This window comes from Streptomyces sp. NPDC052109 (assembly GCF_040680195.1).
Lineage (GTDB): Bacteria > Actinomycetota > Actinomycetes > Streptomycetales > Streptomycetaceae > Streptomyces.
Window position 1 is genome coordinate 336,947 of record NZ_JBFAWF010000002.1, and the last position, 15,800, is coordinate 352,746.

The following is a 15,800-nucleotide window of genomic DNA, read 5'->3' on the forward strand; positions in this document are numbered from 1 at the left end:
GTCCACCCCTCGAAGACTCGTCACAGCCGCTTCCGCCGGCAACGGAAACCCCCGTCAAGGCCTTTCACCGGCACCCACCTCCGAACGCCGGAAAGCGGCCCGACGACCCGCTCGTCCACCGCCTCGCCGGGGAACCGGGACGCGCCGGTACGACGCCGCGGACGAGGACGCCACCGACGGGCGCCTGCGCCCGAACCTCGCGCTCGAGCGGTAGGCGGCATGCACCCCACGGCCGGAGGCAGTACGCCCCACAGCCGGAAGGCCCCGCCGAGGCCCCTCGCGGGCCCGGCACCCGCCGTCCGCCCGCGCCGGCTCGACCCGAGAGCCGACGGGGCCGGAAGCCGACGAGACCGTGCCGCGTCCCGGTGGTACGCGGATCCCGGACCGCAGGCTTTGGATGCCGAGGGACGCGCGAGCCGACGCCGGGCGTGGCCAGGACACCCCGACGCGCCTCCGGAGTCGCACGGCACGTCCGCGCGCCGCCGGGGCAGACGGGTACGGCCGGGCCACCGGACGCGCCACCGAGGCGTGCGCTCGTCCAGCACCGCGCACGGCCGAGACAGAGCGCTGCGCCGCGACCCCGGATCCGGGGGGGCGTGCCGGCGTACGTGCGTGTCGGCGCACGTACGTCGTGTTCGGGTCGGCGGTCGCTCCGGCCCGGACTCCTCGCGGGCGCCGGTGAGGCGCCGGGCTGCTGCCGGGGGAGGCGGATCCGCCTCCGGCCCCGGAGTGGTGCCCGGTGCCGCTGGGCCCCGGCTGCCCCGCAGGGCTGGGCACTGTCTACCGGACCAGTCCCCAGCGGAAGCCGAGCGCCACGGCGTGGGCCCGGTCCGAGGCGCCGAGCTTCTTGAACAGGCGCCGCGCGTGCGTCTTGACGGTGTCCTCGGAGAGGAACAGTTCGCGGCCGATCTCGGCGTTGGAGCGGCCGTGGCTCATGCCCTCCAGGACCTGGATCTCGCGCGCGGTGAGCGTGGGCGCGGCGCCCATCTCGGCCGAGCGGAGCCGGCGCGGGGCCAGTCGCCAGGTCGGGTCGGCCAGGGCCTGCGTCACCGTGGCGCGCAGCTCCGCGCGGGAGGCGTCCTTGTGCAGGTAGCCCCGGGCGCCGGCGGCGACCGCGAGGGCCACACCGTCGAGGTCCTCGGCGACGGTGAGCATGATGATGCGTGCGCCGGGGTCGGCGGAGAGCAGCCGGCGCACGGTTTCCACGCCGCCCAGGCCGGGCATGCGCACGTCCATCAGGATGAGGTCGGAGCGGTCGGCGCCCCAGCGGCGGAGGACTTCCTCGCCGTTGGCCGCCGTCGTCACGCGCTCGACACCGGGCACGGTTGCGACCGCGCGGCGGAGCGCTTCTCGGGCAAGCGGGGAGTCGTCGCAGACGAGGACGGATGTCATGACCGCCCTCCGCAGCTGATGCGCGTCACCTTGAGCCTCCAGGCTGGTACGGAATCGTCACCTGTGCGGTCGACCGCCTCGGACGCCTGCCCGAGCGCTTGTGTTCTCAACCGCCTCCGCACTCTCAACGACGGTCACTCGAAAGAGTTACGGGGCTACATGCCGTCTTCGGCACTCTACGTGAGGGGGTCGACACGCTGCAGACATGCGCAACAGACCCTCAACTTTTCACCACAACCGTGCCCCATTTGGCCGCTTTTCTTCCCGTTTCACGGTGTCCGAGGCTAGATTCGCAATGAGTCATATTTTCATCTCCTTAGACCGGAGATGTACGGTCGATGGCACCGTATCCGCTCTGAACGGCTACAAGGGGTCACGTAATGGCAGATTTCTCCCGCCTTCCCGGACCGAACGCGGACTTGTGGGACTGGCAGCTGCTCGCTGCCTGCCGCGGCGTGGACAGCTCGCTCTTCTTCCACCCGGAGGGCGAGCGCGGGGCGGCTCGGAGCGCTCGCGAGAACTCGGCCAAGGAAGTCTGCATGAGGTGCCCTGTCCGCGCGGAGTGCGCGGCGCACGCGCTGGCGGTACGCGAGCCGTACGGCGTGTGGGGCGGCCTGACCGAGGACGAGCGCGAGGAGTTGATGGGGCGCGCGCGCAACCGCCTGGTGACAGCCTCGACCACCGGCGCGGACACCGCTCCCAACCATTGAAGGAACGTTTTTGCACCCACGGACCACCGGGTGCCCTATCCCCTCCACCAGGGCACGCCACGTCAGCGCGCGCGTGCCCGTGATTCTGCCGCCCCGCACTGGGGCGTGACCCGCGGCCGTACCGCTAGACGCGTCCGGCCACCCGGGCCAGCTGCTCCAGCGTCGCCGCGACGGCCGGCACCTGCGCCAGGTCGGGCAGGGTGAGGGCGACGATCTCGCGCCGTACCGCCGGCTCCAGCCGTACCGTGCGCACGCCCCGGGGCCGTACCGATTCCACCGCCAGCTGCGGCAGTACGGCGACCCCCAGACCCGCGCCGACCAGGCCGACCACCGCCGGATAGTCGTCCGTGGCGAAGTCGATGCGCGGCGTGAAACCCGCCCCCTCGCACACCTCGACCAGCTGGCCGCGGCAGCGCGGGCAGCCCGCGATCCAGGGCTCCTGGGCCAGCTCGCCGATGGCGACGGTCTCCGCGCGCGCGAGGCGGTGCCGCTCCGGCACCAGGGCGACGAGACGGTCGGTCAGCAGCGGCCGTACGACCAGGTCGTCCCAGTCCTCGGCGACCTCCGCACCCTCGTAGCGGAAGGCCAGAGCCAGGTCGCAGTCACCCTCCCGCAACAGCGACACGGATCTCGGCGGCTCGGCCTCCTCCAGGGAGACACGGGTGCCGGGGTGGGCGGCACGCAGGGCGGCGAGGGCAGTGGGGACCAGGGTGGAGCTGCCGCTGGGGAAGGAGACCAGCCGGACCCGGCCGGCGCGCAGGCCCGCGATGGCGGCGACCTCCTCCTCGGCCGCCGTGAGTCCGGCGAGGATGCCGGAAGCGTGCCTGACCAGGGCTTCGCCGGCCTGGGTCAGCCGCATCTCGCGGCCGCTGCGGACCAGCAGCGGGGTGCCGACCGAGGACTCCAGGGCCTTCATCTGCTGGCTGACGGCGGGCTGGGTGCAGCCCAGTTCGCGCCCCGCCGCCGAGAAGGATCCGGTGGTGGCGACGGCGCGCAGGACGCGGAGATGACGGGCCTCGATCACCCTCTGAGCATAAGGGCAGCTTGGGGACGGTGTGAAATATTCGGTCGACGCTTTGAGGTGGGACCCGTACCGTGTGGGCATGAAGCTTCTCTCGGTCAATCTGGGCCGCCCGCGGCCGGTGCCGTACACGGACCAGGCGGAGGGTGTCACGGGCATCGACAAGAAGCCGTCGGCCGGACCGGTGCGGGTCGCGGCACCGGGCCCCAAGGGCGTCGGCGCGAGCGGGCTGGCCGGGGACGCGGTCTGCGAGTTGCGGCACCACGGCGGGGACGACCAGGCGGTGTACGCCTACGCGCGCGAGGACCTCGACGACTGGGAGCGCGAACTCGGCCGATCATTGGCCAACGGTTGCTTCGGAGAGAACCTCACGACCGACGGCCTGGTCGTCTCCGACGCGCTGATCGGCGAGCGGTGGCGGATCGGTTCCGAGGTGGTTCTGGAGGTGACCTCGGGCCGGATTCCGTGCCGCACGTTCCAGGGCCATCTGGGCGAGCGCGGCTGGGTCAAGAGATTCACGCGGAAGGGCGCAACGGGTGCCTACCTCCGGGTGATCGAACCGGGCGAGATACGGGCGGGCGATCCGATCGAGATCGTGCACCGGCCGGACCACGGAGTGACGGCGGCGATGCAGTTCCGCGCGGTCACCACCGAGCGGCAGCTGCTGCCGCGGCTGCTCGCGGCGGGCGAGGCACTGCACTCGGAGACGCTGGCGAAGGCGCGCAAGTACCTGGCCGAGCAGGCGGGCTGACCGGCCGTCGGCCGCCGGGGCGGCGGCCGTCCGGGCGGTGCCGCACGGGGAGGCAGTCGCCGCCGTCCGGGCCCCCGATGGAGCGGACACGTTCGCTCCGGCGCCATCTCCGGGTCACTACGCTTGGGCCATGACAACGGCTCTGATTACGGGATCGACCGCGGGGATCGGCGCCGCGTTCACGCGGCGGCTGGCGGCTGACGGGCACGACCTGGTCCTGGTGGCCCGGGACACCAAGCGGCTGCGCGAACAGGCGACGGAACTGCACGACCGGCATGGCGTCGAGGTGGAGGTGCTGACCGCCGACCTGTCCGAGGACAAGGGCATCGAGGCGGTGGCCGACCGCCTCGGCGACCGGAAGAGCCCGGTCGACCTGCTGATCAACAACGCCGGCTTCGGCAACAAGGGGCGCTATCTCGACGTCTCCATGGCCGACGAACTGAAGATGCTCAAGGTGCACTGCGAGGCGGTGCTCCGGCTGACCTCGGCGGCGGCCGAGGCGATGCGCGAACGGGGGCGCGGCGGGATCGTCAACGTGGCTTCCGTGGCCGCGTTCGTGCCGCGCGGCACCTACGGCGCCTCCAAGGCATGGGTCGTGCAGTTCACGCAGGGCGCGGCCAGGGACCTGGCCGGCAGTGGCGTCCGCCTGATGGCCCTGTGCCCCGGTTTCGTGCGCACCGAGTTCCACCAGCGGGCCGGGATGGGCACGGACAACATCCCGGGCTGGATGTGGCTGGACGCCGACAAGCTGGTCGCGACGGCCCTGACCGACCTGGCCCGCGGCAAGTCCCTGTCGATCCCCGACCCCCGCTACAAGGCCCTGACGGGCCTGGCCAAGGTGGCTCCGCGGGGACTGCTGGGCGGCATCTCCTCCCGGACCGGGCGCAAGTACGGGCCGCAGTAGCGGACAGGTGGCGCTGCCGTCCCGGTGCGAAAATGAGCGTGACACAACCGGGGCAGGGGGGCCGGGAGGCGGCGTCATGACCTTCGTACAGCTCATCGAGTGCAGGACGAGCCGGCTGGACGAGATGAACCGGCTGATGGACGACTGGGTCGCGCAGACCAAGGGGAGACGGACGGCGACGCACGCGCTGGTCGGCAAGGACCGCTCGGACGCGGCGCACGTCGTCGAAGTCGTGGAGTTCCCGTCGTACGAGGAGGCGATGCGGAACTCGAACCTCCCGGAGACCGACAAGATCTTTCAGGGGATCGTCGCCCTGTGCGACGAGATGCCGACCTTCACCGATCTGGACGTCGTGCGGGACGAGCGGCTGGCCGAGGACACCGTGCGGCGGTTCTACGAGGCGCTCACGACCGCGGGCGAACTGCCGCCGCTCAACGACCTGCTGGACGAGGACGTCCACAGCCACGATCCGATGAATCCGCAGGACACCATCGGCCTGGACAACGTCCGTGCCGAGTACCGGATGTGGCGCGGCGCCTTCGACTTCACGTTCACGCTCGAGGACGTGCTCACCCAGGACGACCGGGCCTGCGCACGCTGGACCTGGGAGGCCACGCACAAGGGCGACTTCCTGGGGATCCCGCCGACCGGCCGACACGTCACCATGACCGGGACGACGCTGTTCCGCTTCGGGCACGACGGCAAGATCGCCGAGACCTGGTGGCAGGAGGACCAGCTGGGGCTGATGCAGCAGCTGGGGGCGCTGGACGAGTTGGAGCAGTAGCCTCCGGCACGGCAAGACAGGGCGAAGGCCCGGCGCCCCACGCGGGGTGCCGGGCCTTCGTCACGAGCGTGTCGCTCAGTGGGCGTGGCCGTGGCCGTGGCCCGCGGCAGCCGGCTCCTCCTCTTCCTTCTTCTCGACGACCAGGGTCTCGGTCGTGAGCAGCAGGGAGGCGATGGAGGCGGCGTTCTCCAGGGCGGAGCGGGTGACCTTCACCGGGTCGATGACGCCGGCCTTGACCAGGTCGCCGTACTCGCCGGTGGCGGCGTTGTAGCCCTGCCCCTTCTCCAGGTCCTTGACCTTGGAGACGATGACGTAGCCCTCCTGGCCGGCGTTCTCGCCGATCCAGCGCAGCGGCTCGACGACCGCGTTACGGACGACCGCGACACCGGTGGCCTCGTCGCCGGACTTGTCGAGGTTGCCCTCGAGGACCTTGGAGGCGTGGACCAGGGCGGAGCCACCACCGGAGACGATGCCCTCCTCGACCGCGGCGCGGGTCGCGGAGATGGCGTCCTCCAGACGGTGCTTCTTCTCCTTCAGCTCCACCTCGGTGGCGGCGCCGACCTTGATCACGCACACGCCGCCGGCCAGCTTCGCGAGGCGCTCCTGGAGCTTCTCGCGGTCCCAGTCGGAGTCGGTGTTCTCGATCTCGGCCTTGATCTGCGCGACGCGGCCGTGGACGTCCTCGGACTTGCCGGCACCGTCGACGATGGTGGTGTCGTCCTTGGTGACCGTCACGCGGCGGGCGGAGCCCAGCACGTCCAGGCCGGCCTGGTCGAGCTTGAGGCCGACCTCCTCGGAGATGACGGTGGCGCCGGTGAGGACGGCCATGTCCTGCAGCATCGCCTTGCGGCGGTCGCCGAAGCCGGGGGCCTTCACCGCGACGGCGTTGAAGGTGCCGCGGATCTTGTTGACGACCAGGGTCGACAGGGCCTCGCCCTCGACGTCCTCGGCGATGATCAGCAGCGGCTTGGAGGAGCCGGCCTGGATGACCTTCTCCAGCAGCGGCAGCAGGTCCTGGATGGAGCTGATCTTGCCCTGGTTGATGAGGATGTACGGGTCGTCGAGAACGGCCTCCATGCGCTCCTGGTCCGTCACGAAGTACGGCGACAGGTAGCCCTTGTCGAAGGCCATGCCCTCGGTGAAGTCGAGCTCCAGACCGAAGGTGTTGGACTCCTCGACGGTGATGACACCGTCCTTGCCGACCTTGTCCATCGCCTCGGCGATGAGCTCGCCGACCTGCTGGTCCTGGGCGGACAGCGCGGCGACGGCGGCGATGTCGGACTTCTCGTCGATCGGGCGGGCCGAGGCCAGCAGCTCATCGGAGACGGCCTTGACGGCGGCGTCGATGCCCTTCTTCAGGGCGGCCGGGGAGGCGCCGGCGGCGACGTTCTTCAGGCCCTCGCGCACCAGCGCCTGGGCGAGCACGGTGGCGGTGGTGGTGCCGTCACCCGCGATGTCGTTGGTCTTGGTCGCCACCTCCTTCACCAGCTGGGCGCCGAGGTTCTCGTACGGGTCCTCGATCTCCACCTCGCGGGCGATCGTGACACCGTCGTTGGTGATGGTCGGGGCGCCGAACTTCTTGTCGATGACGACGTTGCGGCCCCGGGGGCCGATCGTCACCTTCACCGTGTCGGCCAGCTTGTTGACGCCGCGCTCAAGGGCGCGACGGGCGTCCTCGTCGAACTTCAGAATCTTCGCCATGACAGCGGAAGCCCTCTCGGAAATCTGTGGGTGCAAAGACAACTGCGCCCCGGGCGCCCGGCTTCGTTATCGGTCGCGGGGGCCAGGGGCGCAGTTCAAGAGCAAAGTTGCTCGGGGTGAATTACTTCTCGATGATCGCGAGCACGTCGCGAGCCGAGAGGACGAGGTACTCCTCGCCGTTGTACTTCACCTCGGTGCCGCCGTACTTGCTGTACAGGACGACGTCGCCGACCTTGACGTCGAGCGGAAGGCGCTCGCCGTTCTCGAAGCGGCCCGGGCCCACGGCGAGGACGGCGCCCTCCTGGGGCTTCTCCTTCGCGGTGTCCGGGATGACCAGGCCAGAGGCGGTGGTCTGCTCGGCGTCGAGCGGCTGGACCACGATGCGGTCCTCGAGCGGCTTGATGGCAACCTTGGAGCTGGTGGTCGTCACGATCCGACCTCCCCCTTCGGAGATCTCACGGGGTTAACTGTCTGAGGTGGCGACCAGGTCGATCCGTCGTCGCGGGTGCCGGACCTGCCCGTCGCGTTTGTTGGCACTCTCCCTCGGGGAGTGCCAGAGCCGAGACTATGACCGGGGTTAGCACTCGGTCAAGCGGAGTGCCAATGCGGTGCGGCGCGTCGGCCGAAATCCTGGTCCGCGCAGGGTTGCCCTGCGGCCCGGCGCCGTCCCGCCGCACCGGGTTCGCTCCGCCCCCGGCCCCCGCTGCCGGGCCTTCCGGCCCCGTCCTCGAGCGCCGGACGGGCTGATCTCCGCCGACCGGCGCCGGACGGGTGCCCTACAGGTAGTCCTCCAGCCGCCCCACCGTCAGCCCCCTCTGCTGCACCCTCCGCAGCAGGCGCGTGGTGCGCTCCCGCAGGGTCGGACCCGCCATCTCGTCCGGTCCGACGAGGACGATGTCGCCGGGGCGGAGGTGGCGCGCGCCGCGGGTGTAGACGAGGTCGGCCGGGGTCATCGCGGCGCGCCACAGGACGACCGCCGAGATGCCGCAGTCCGCGGCCGCGCGCAGGGTCGTGGTGTCGTACGAGCCGTACGGCGGGCGGAAGAGGCGGGGGCGCAGGCCGAGGCTGGACCTGAGCCGGTCCTGCTGGCCGCAGATCTCGGCGCGCTGTCCGGCGTACGGCAGTCCGGCCAGCGCGCGGTGGTCGAGGGTGTGGTTCTGGATGCCGGCGCCCAGCTGGTGCAGGCGGGCGAAGTGGCCGTAGTCGGGACCGGCGGCGCTGTCGGTGAGGAACATGCTCACCGGGAGCCGTAGTTCGCGGACCATGTCGACGAAACGGGGGTCCTTCTCGGCGCCGTCGTCGTAGGTGAGGAAGACGACCCGGTCGCGGGTGGGGATGTGGTCCATGACCCGGGGCAGGGCGCGGCCCGCGCTCTGCGGGGTGAGGGCGAGCGCGCGGGCGGCGGGCCGCGGCGGCCGGGCGAGGGGCTCGGTCAGGCCCCAGCGGCGGTAGGCCTGGTCGGGGGTGGGGCTGGGCGGGCGCACCCCCTCGGCGGCCTTCTTGCCGAGGCGTTCGATGGGGTCGACGGACTGGGCGCAGCCGGTGAGGAGGAGGGCCGAGGCGAGGAGCGCGGCGACGCACCGGCCCGGGCGCCGTCCGCGACCCGCTCTGCCGCGTCCCGCCCCCGGCCTCACAGGTAGTCCTCCAGGCGGGCCACGGCGTAGCCCTCGCGCGTGACCTTGTTCAGGAAGCGGCGCATGTCGTCGATCATCGTGCCGTTCCAGTCGGACCGGCCGCGGAAGTGGGTGAGGACGATGTCGCCGCGGCGCATCTTCTGGTCGTCCTCGCGGTACTCCCAGTGGTCGACGTAGACCTCCTCGTTCCAGATCGGCGCGTACTTGATGCCGCAGGCCTTGGCTGCGCGCAGGGTGTCCTGGTTGTAGTTGCCGTACGGCGGGCGGAAGACCGTCGGGCGCTTGCCGAACTGCTTCTTCATGATGTCCTGCATGCCGCAGATCTCGTCCTTCTGCTCCTCGTAGGACAGACCCGGCAGGTAGGGGTGGTGCAGGGTGTGGTTGTTCAGGGTGTGGCCGTAGGACTGCATCGTGCGGAAGTAGCCGTAGTCGTCCTTGACCAGGTAGTCGCTGAGGAAGGCGGTGTACGGGATCTTCAGGTCCCGCATCATCCGCAGGAATTTCGGGTCCTTCTCCGAACCGTCGTCGATGGTGAGGAAGACGATCTTCTGCCGGGTGGGAATCGTGGTGAAGACCGGGGGCAGGCCCCACTCCTCCTGGTGGCTCACCTCGAAGCCGGCCCGGGCGGTGATCTCCGGCTTCCTCTCGGGCGGCGCGGGCGGGGTCAGCGGGACCTGCTCAAGCCCCCAGCGCTTGGCGGCGGCGACCAGGCGGGCGTGCTCCGCGGCCCGGCGGGCGCGTTCGACGCTCTGGGGGCTCAGGATCCGCGCGCCGCCCGGAGCGGGTGCGGGGCGGGTCTCGACGGGGCCGGCGCAGCCGGAGAGAAGGGGCGCGCAGGCCAGCGCGGCAGCTCCGCAGACCGGGACCAGCCGTCCGCAGAGTGCCCGTTTTTTATCGTTTTGTAGGACTGCTCGCATGGTGCCGGATCCTTCCAGGCAGGTGCCCCGTGCCCGGGCCGACACCGCCGCCGGAGGCGCACGATCCACCGACTGGCCCACAATGACCCCGTGAACGACCTCGCACTCCTCCTCACCCCCGAAGGCCGGGCCCTCCTCGACGAGGTCCGCGACACCGCCCCGGCCGACGAGCTCGCCGTCGCCACCCGGCTGCGCCGCGACCACCCCGCCGAGCTGGTGTCGGCGGCGCTCGGCCAGGCCCGGCTGCGGCAGCGGGCGGCGGCGAAGTTCGGGCCGGCGGACGCGGGGCGGATGTTCTTCACGCCCAACGGGGTCGAGCAGTCGACCCGGACCAGCGTGGCGACGTACCGCGCGGAGCGGCTGAAGGGCCTCGGCGTGACGTCCGTGGCCGACCTGTGCTGCGGGATCGGCGGGGACGCGATCGCGTTCGCCCGGGCGGGGATCCGGGTGCTCGCGGTGGACCGGGACCCGGTGACGGCCGCCGTGGCGCGGGCGAACGCCGAGGCGCTGGGGCTCGACGGGCTGATCGAGGTGCGGGAGGCGGACGTCACGGAGGTGGACACGGGCGGATACGACGCGGTGTTCGTCGACCCTGCCCGGCGGGGCGGGCGCGGCCGCATCTTCGACCCCGAGGCCTACTCCCCTCCTCTGTCCTGGGCGACAGAGGCCGCCCGCACGGCGTCCCGCGCGGCGCTGAAGGTCGCCCCCGGCGTTCCGCACGAGGCCGTGCCCGCCGACGCCGAGGCCGAGTGGATCTCGGACGGCGGGGACGTGAAGGAGGCGGTGCTGTGGTTCGGCACCGAGCCGGGTGCGGTACGCGCCACCTTGCTGCCCGGCCCGCGCACCCTCCTCGGCAAGGGGCTGCCCGATCCCGGGGTCCGCCCCGTGGGGCGGTACCTGTACGAGCCCGACGGCGCCGTCATCCGCGCCCATCTGGTCGCCGAGGTCGCCGAACGGCTGGACGGCGGCCTGATCGACCCGACCATCGCCTACGTCACCGCGGACGAGCACCGTCCGACGCCGTACGCCTCCACCTACGAGATCACCGACCAGCTCCCCTTCAACCTCAAGAAGTTGAAGGCCTTGCTGCGGGAGCGGGAGGTCGGCACGCTGACCGTGAAGAAGCGCGGGTCGGCCGTGGAGCCGGAGGAGCTCCGCAGGAAGGTCAAGCCGCAGGGGCCGAACGCGGCGACCGTGTTCCTGACCCGGGTGGCGGGGGCGCCGACGATGCTGGTCGGCGAGCCGGCCTGAGTCACGTGCCGAGCGGGACGATCGTGTGGTCGGGAAGGCTTCGAGGATGTCCTGCCTGCGAGCCCGCGTGAAGTGCTGTACCGGGTGATCCGCCGGTGCGCGTCCCACTCGCGCAGCGGGACCTCGACGCAGCGGAGTTCGGGCAGCTGCTCCTCCTCGCGCTTGGCCGTGCGAAGGGCCGGGTGCCGGAGCCTTTCGCGAGGACTGCGCTCAGCACCGGATCCCCCGTCCCCCGGGTTCTGACTACCCGTCGCCTCTGTCACCGGGTACTGACATCGGCCGCCCGGCGCAGCAGCAGTGCCCGCTCCTTCTCGTTGCGGGCGAGGCCGGCCGCTCTCTCGAACTCCGCGCGGGCCTCCGCCGTACGCCCCAGCCGGGACAGCAGATCGCCGCGGACGCTGGGCAGCAGGTGGTAGCCGCGCAGGGCGGGTTCGGCGGCCAGGGCGTCGACCAGCTTCAGACCCTCGGCCGGGCCGTCGGCCATCGACACGGCGACCGCGCGGTTCAGCTCGACCACCGGGGACGGGGCACGTGCGACGAGCAGGCCGTACAGGGTGGCGATGGCACGCCAGTCGGTCTCCTCGTACGTGTACGCGTGCGCGTGGCAGGCCGCGATGGCCGCCTGGAGGGCGTACGGGCCCGGGCCACCGGTCGCCGTGGCGTCGGCGCGGTCGAGGGCGCGGATGCCGCGGGCGATGAGCATCCGGTTCCAGCGGCGGCGGTTCTGGTCCTTCAGGAGGACGGATGTGCCGTCGGGGCCGGTGCGTGCGGCGGCGCGGGAGGCCTGGAACTCCAGGAGCGCGGTCAGGGCGTGCACCTCCGCCTCCTTGGGCATCAGCGCGGACAGCACGCGGGCCAGGCGCAGCGCGTCCTCGCACAGGCCGGGGCGCAGCAGGTCGTCGCCGGCGGTCGCCGCGTACCCCTCGTTGAAGATCAGGTAGATGACGTCCAGGACGGAGCCGAGGCGGGCCTCGCGCTCGGGGCCGCAGGGCACCTCGAAGGCGACGTTCTTCTTCGCCAGGGTGCGTTTGGCGCGGACGATGCGCTGGGCGATCGTCGGCTCCGGCACGAGGTACGCGCGGGCGATCTCGGCCGTGGTCAGACCGCCGAGCAGGCGCAGGGTGAGCGCGGTGCGGGCCTCGCGCGAGAGCACCGGGTGACAGGCGGTGAAGACGAGCCGGAGCAGGTCGTCGTCGATGTCGTCCGGGTCGGCAGGAACCTCCGGGGGGACCGCCGTCTCCAGGTCCCGGCCGATCTCGGCGAGCTTGCGGGCGTAGGTCTCGCGGCGCCGGATCAGGTCGACGGCGCGGTGCCGGGCGGTGGCCATGAGCCAGGCGCCGGGGTTGTCGGGCACGCCGTCGCGCGGCCATCTCTCCAGCGCGGCGACCAGCGCGTCCTGGGCCAGTTCCTCGGCGATGCCGACGTCCCGGACGATCCGGGCGACGCCGGCGATCACGCGGGGCGACTCCAGGCGGAAGACGGTCTCGATGGCGTGGGCCGCGGCGGGCTGCGCCGCGGTGGGCTGCGCCGCGGTGGGCTGTGGTTCCACAGCCCACCATGCAACACCCCCGTACGGCACAGCGCCAGGCGCCTCAGGCCTCGGCGATCTCCCGCACCTCACAGGTCACGGTCCAGTACTCCTCGTGGGTCTTGAGGAACCGCTTGGTCCACTCCACGGCCTCCTCCATGTCCTTGCACTGCATGAGGGCGTATCCGCCGATGACCTCCTTCGACTCGGTGAACGGCCCGTCCGTGACGGTGGCCTCGCCGCCCTCCCAGCGCACGCGCCTGCCCTGGCTGTGCGGGGTGAGCCCGGCGGTGTCGAGCATGACGCCGGCCTTGGTGATCTCCTCGATCAGCGCGCCCATGCGCTCCATCAGCTCGGGGCTGGGACCCTCGGGCGGCGCGGTGGACTCGTCGACACGCACGATCGACAGGTAGCGGGGCATGGTGACTCCTTCGGTCGGGCGGCGGGGCCTCTCCCCGCCGCTCACCCATGCGTCGAACGGTGGGGGCCCCGGATCGACACGCTCACCGAGGATTTTTTCCGGTCTCCCTAGATTTTTTTTCCGGTCTCCCGGAAGGCCGCGTCCGTGACCAGGCCCGCCGGGCGCCCACGCAGGCTCCGGACCGCGCGGTTGCCGCCGTCCTCACCGACCGCGGAGGCGTCCACGTCGGGCAGGGTCCTACCGGGTCAGCGCAGGGACGCCCACAGCTTGCTCGCCGCGGGCTCCTTCGCGATCACCCGGTTGTGGTCGGAGGGCGCGGTGACGACCGGCATCATCACCGTCTTCACCTGGTCGGAGGTCAGGCCCTTCAGGCTCTGCCCGAGCCGCATCAGCTCGCTCAGGGAGTCCAGGCCGGTGTCGGTGGTGAGACCGGCGGTGGCCGCGTCGGCGACCCGGTACAGCCTGGCCGGGTCGGTGAGCAACCTGGTGCCGGCCATCTGCTCCAACAGGGCCTTCACCAGCTGCTGTTGCAGCGCTATGCGGCCGAGGTCGCTGCCGTCGCCTATGCCGTACCGGGTGCGGGCGAGCGCGAGGGCCTGCTTGCCGTCGAGGTGGTGGGGGCCCGCCTTGAGCTGCAGATGACTCTTGTCGTCCTGGATGGTCTGCGTGGTGACGTCGACCCCGCCGAGCGCGTCGACCAGCTTGGCGAAGCCGGAGAAGTCGATCTCGATGTAGTGATCCATGCGGACGCCGGTGATCGACTCGACGGTCTTCACCGCGCACACCGGCCCGCCCAGCTCATAGGCGGTGTTGACCATCACGTTGTGGGCGGCCGCCGTCGAGCCGCCCGAGGGCAACGGGCAGGCGGGGCGGGTGACGAGGGTGTCGCGCGGGATGCTGACGACGGTGGCCTTCGTACGGCCCGCGTCGATGTGCACGACCATCGCCGTGTCCGAGCGGGCGCCGGTGCTGTCGCCGCCGCCGAGCTCCTTGTTGGCCTTGCCGCTGCGCGAGTCCGAGCCGAGGACCAGGATGTTCAGGGAGCCGGTCGGCAGCGGGGCGGCGGAGGCCGAGGCGGTCGCGGCGGGGGTGGTCTCCGCCCGGGCCGGCCGGTCGCCGCCGAGCGCGCTGTCGATGTCGACGCTTTTGATGTTGTGGTTCAGATGCCAGTACGCCCAGCCCACGGCGGCCGTGCCCAGCACCAGAGCGCCCGCCAGGGCGAGGCCGACGATCTTCAGCGCTCCCGGCCGTCGGCCCACCCGTCTGCCCGCTTCGCCTTGCTCCTCGTGGTGCTCCATGTGTCGCGTCACGGCAGGAACGTAAGTCCGAATTATGAGGGGACTGTTAGGGCAAGCGGTGAGAGTCGGTTTTCTTCGGGAATTCTCATCCCAGCATGACCGTGGGTAGCGGATGGCCGCCGATCCGGGGGGCGTTGGAACCGAACGTCACGGAACCGCCGTCCGGCACCGTGCCGTTGTGGGAGGCGTGGACGCATGACACCGCCGTCCCGGTCTGGGCGCAGGCGGCGTTGCAGGCCCGGCCGATCCGCCGGCACCGGCGGCAGAGTGGTGCCGCCGCCGCCACCCACCGCCTCGGCGAGGCCGTAGTACGCCGGTTTCGACCGATGGCTGTCGAGAGGACTCCGAAAGTTTCGACATGACAACCGATTGACTTCGGTGGGGTGCGGGGGCCACGCCTCACCCGTCCATACGTCACCTTCCAGCACCGCCGTCACGGCGCCGCCGTGCTGCTGCGGACGACGAGGCTGGTCGCCAGCTCCACCCGGGTGGCCGCCCGCTCCTCCTGCTCGCGCCCCAGCTCCAGCACCAGCCGGGCGGCCGCCTCGGCCATCTCGGTCAGCGGCTGCCGTACGGTCGTCAGCGGCGGGCCGACCCAGCGGGCCACCGGCAGATCGTCGAAGCCGACCACGCTGAGGTCCTCCGGGATACGCAGGCCCAGCTCACGGGCGGCCTCGTACAGGCCGAGCGCCTGCAGGTCGTTGCCCGCGAAGACGGCCGTCGGCCGGTCGGGGCGGCGCAGAAGTTCCAGCCCCAGGCGGTAGCCGGAGTCGTGATGGAAGTCGCCGGCCACGATCAGCGAGGGGTCGACGGGCAGGCCGGCCGTCTCCAGGGCGGCGCGGTAGCCGTCGACGCGGGCCCGGCTGCACATCATCCGGGACGGGCCGCTGATCGCACCGATCCGGGCGTGCCCGAGGTCGACCAGATGGCGGGTCGCGGCGAGGCCGCCCTGCCAGTTGGTGGCACCGATGGACGGCACGTCGGGGCCCGGGTCGCCGGCCGGGTCCATCACCACGAACGGGATGGAACGACTGGTCAGCAGCGCCCGCTGGGACTCGTCGAGCCCGGACAGCACCAGCACCACGCCGTGCGGGCGGCGCGCGGCCACCTGGTCGGCCCAGGTCCGGCCGGGGGTGAGCCGGCCCGCCGACTCCGACAGCACGACGCTCAGCCCGGCGTCCCGGGCCACGTTCTCCACGCCTCGGATCACCTCCAGCGCCCAGGCGCTCTCCAGCTCGTGGAAGACCAGGTCGATCAGCGGGGAGCGGGAGGCCTCGGCACGCCGGCGCCGGTAGCCGTAGGCGCGCAGCAGTTCCTCGACCCGGGCGCGGGTCGCGGGGGCGACATCGGCGCGGCCGTTGAGCACCTTCGAAACAGTCGGAGCCGACACCCCTGCCTCACGGGCGATCTCGGCGAGGGTCGCCGTCTGCTTTTCTGCGGGCTTCGAAGGCGTCATGCCCGCGATCGTATCCCCGCCGGCCCCCTTGA

The 15,800-nt window shown here is 71.8% G+C and carries 16 protein-coding genes; 5 read left to right on the forward strand and 11 right to left on the reverse strand.

Annotated elements, in window-relative coordinates; translation table 11 throughout:
• Positions 1-780: 780 nt before the first annotated feature.
• On the reverse strand, positions 781-1,392 hold the full coding sequence (locus AB0L59_RS07030) for a response regulator transcription factor (protein WP_003948568.1): 612 nt from the start codon (positions 1,390-1,392) through the stop codon (positions 781-783).
• A 380-nt stretch (positions 1,393-1,772) separates the two neighbouring features.
• Between AB0L59_RS07030 and AB0L59_RS07035 the strand changes: the two genes are divergently transcribed.
• The gene (locus AB0L59_RS07035) at positions 1,773-2,102 is read left to right on the forward strand and encodes a WhiB family transcriptional regulator (RefSeq protein WP_365580245.1); all 330 of its coding nucleotides are present in this window, start codon (positions 1,773-1,775) and stop codon (positions 2,100-2,102) included.
• Positions 2,103-2,226: 124 nt separating this feature from the next.
• Here the strand turns inward: AB0L59_RS07035 and AB0L59_RS07040 are convergent, their stop codons facing one another.
• A complete protein-coding gene (locus tag AB0L59_RS07040) occupies positions 2,227-3,126 on the reverse strand; it encodes a LysR family transcriptional regulator (protein WP_365580248.1) in 900 nt (299 codons plus the stop codon).
• 79 nt (positions 3,127-3,205) lie between these two features.
• Here AB0L59_RS07040 and AB0L59_RS07045 point away from each other — a divergent pair, with 79 nt between their 5' ends.
• From AB0L59_RS07045 to AB0L59_RS07055, 3 genes are all read left to right on the forward strand, one after another.
• Positions 3,206-3,874 (forward strand): MOSC domain-containing protein, encoded by a 669-nt coding sequence (locus AB0L59_RS07045; RefSeq protein ID WP_365580251.1) that lies wholly within the window; start codon positions 3,206-3,208, stop codon positions 3,872-3,874.
• A gap of 130 nt (positions 3,875-4,004) precedes the next feature.
• A complete protein-coding gene (locus tag AB0L59_RS07050) occupies positions 4,005-4,778 on the forward strand; it encodes an SDR family oxidoreductase (RefSeq protein WP_365580254.1) in 774 nt (257 codons plus the stop codon).
• Between the two features lie 76 nt (positions 4,779-4,854).
• Positions 4,855-5,562: an ester cyclase gene (locus tag AB0L59_RS07055; protein WP_365580257.1), complete on the forward strand. Its 708-nt coding sequence runs from the start codon at positions 4,855-4,857 to the stop codon at positions 5,560-5,562.
• A 75-nt stretch (positions 5,563-5,637) separates the two neighbouring features.
• Here the strand turns inward: AB0L59_RS07055 and groL are convergent, their stop codons facing one another.
• From groL to AB0L59_RS07075, 4 genes are all read right to left on the reverse strand, one after another.
• A complete protein-coding gene (groL, locus tag AB0L59_RS07060; RefSeq protein WP_365580260.1) occupies positions 5,638-7,263 on the reverse strand; it encodes a chaperonin GroEL in 1,626 nt (541 codons plus the stop codon).
• 121 nt (positions 7,264-7,384) lie between these two features.
• Positions 7,385-7,693, reverse strand: coding sequence for a co-chaperone GroES (gene groES, locus AB0L59_RS07065; protein WP_020132158.1), 309 nt, complete (start codon positions 7,691-7,693; stop codon positions 7,385-7,387).
• Between the two features lie 346 nt (positions 7,694-8,039).
• Positions 8,040-8,897: a polysaccharide deacetylase family protein gene (locus AB0L59_RS07070; protein WP_365580263.1), complete on the reverse strand. Its 858-nt coding sequence runs from the start codon at positions 8,895-8,897 to the stop codon at positions 8,040-8,042.
• Entirely contained in the window at positions 8,894-9,814 is a 921-nt protein-coding gene (locus tag AB0L59_RS07075) for a polysaccharide deacetylase family protein (protein ID WP_365580266.1), read from the reverse strand. The genes AB0L59_RS07070 and AB0L59_RS07075 overlap by 4 nt, the downstream gene beginning before the upstream one ends.
• A 90-nt stretch (positions 9,815-9,904) precedes the next feature.
• On the opposite strand from AB0L59_RS07075, the gene AB0L59_RS07080 reads away from it, so the two are divergent.
• Positions 9,905-11,065 carry a methyltransferase domain-containing protein gene (locus tag AB0L59_RS07080; RefSeq protein ID WP_365580269.1) on the forward strand — a complete coding sequence of 387 codons (1,161 nt, stop codon included), beginning with the start codon at positions 9,905-9,907 and terminating at the stop codon, positions 11,063-11,065.
• A 259-nt stretch (positions 11,066-11,324) separates the two neighbouring features.
• Here the strand turns inward: AB0L59_RS07080 and AB0L59_RS07085 are convergent, their stop codons facing one another.
• The 5 genes from AB0L59_RS07085 to AB0L59_RS07105 form a co-directional block, all read right to left on the reverse strand.
• Positions 11,325-12,614, reverse strand: a complete 1,290-nt coding sequence (locus tag AB0L59_RS07085; RefSeq protein WP_365580271.1) for a sigma-70 family RNA polymerase sigma factor — start codon at positions 12,612-12,614, stop codon at positions 11,325-11,327.
• Positions 12,615-12,657: 43 nt separating this feature from the next.
• A complete protein-coding gene (locus AB0L59_RS07090) occupies positions 12,658-13,014 on the reverse strand; it encodes a YciI family protein (protein WP_365580273.1) in 357 nt (118 codons plus the stop codon).
• Between the two features lie 245 nt (positions 13,015-13,259).
• A complete protein-coding gene (locus AB0L59_RS07095; protein ID WP_365580956.1) occupies positions 13,260-14,312 on the reverse strand; it encodes an LCP family protein in 1,053 nt (350 codons plus the stop codon).
• An 85-nt stretch (positions 14,313-14,397) separates the two neighbouring features.
• Positions 14,398-14,730 (reverse strand): cellulose binding domain-containing protein, encoded by a 333-nt coding sequence (locus AB0L59_RS07100; RefSeq protein ID WP_365580276.1) that lies wholly within the window; start codon positions 14,728-14,730, stop codon positions 14,398-14,400.
• A 15-nt stretch (positions 14,731-14,745) separates the two neighbouring features.
• Complete coding sequence (locus AB0L59_RS07105) at positions 14,746-15,768, reverse strand: LacI family DNA-binding transcriptional regulator (RefSeq protein ID WP_365580279.1); 1,023 nt, start codon at positions 15,766-15,768, stop codon at positions 14,746-14,748.
• Between the last annotated feature and the right edge of the window lie 32 nt (positions 15,769-15,800).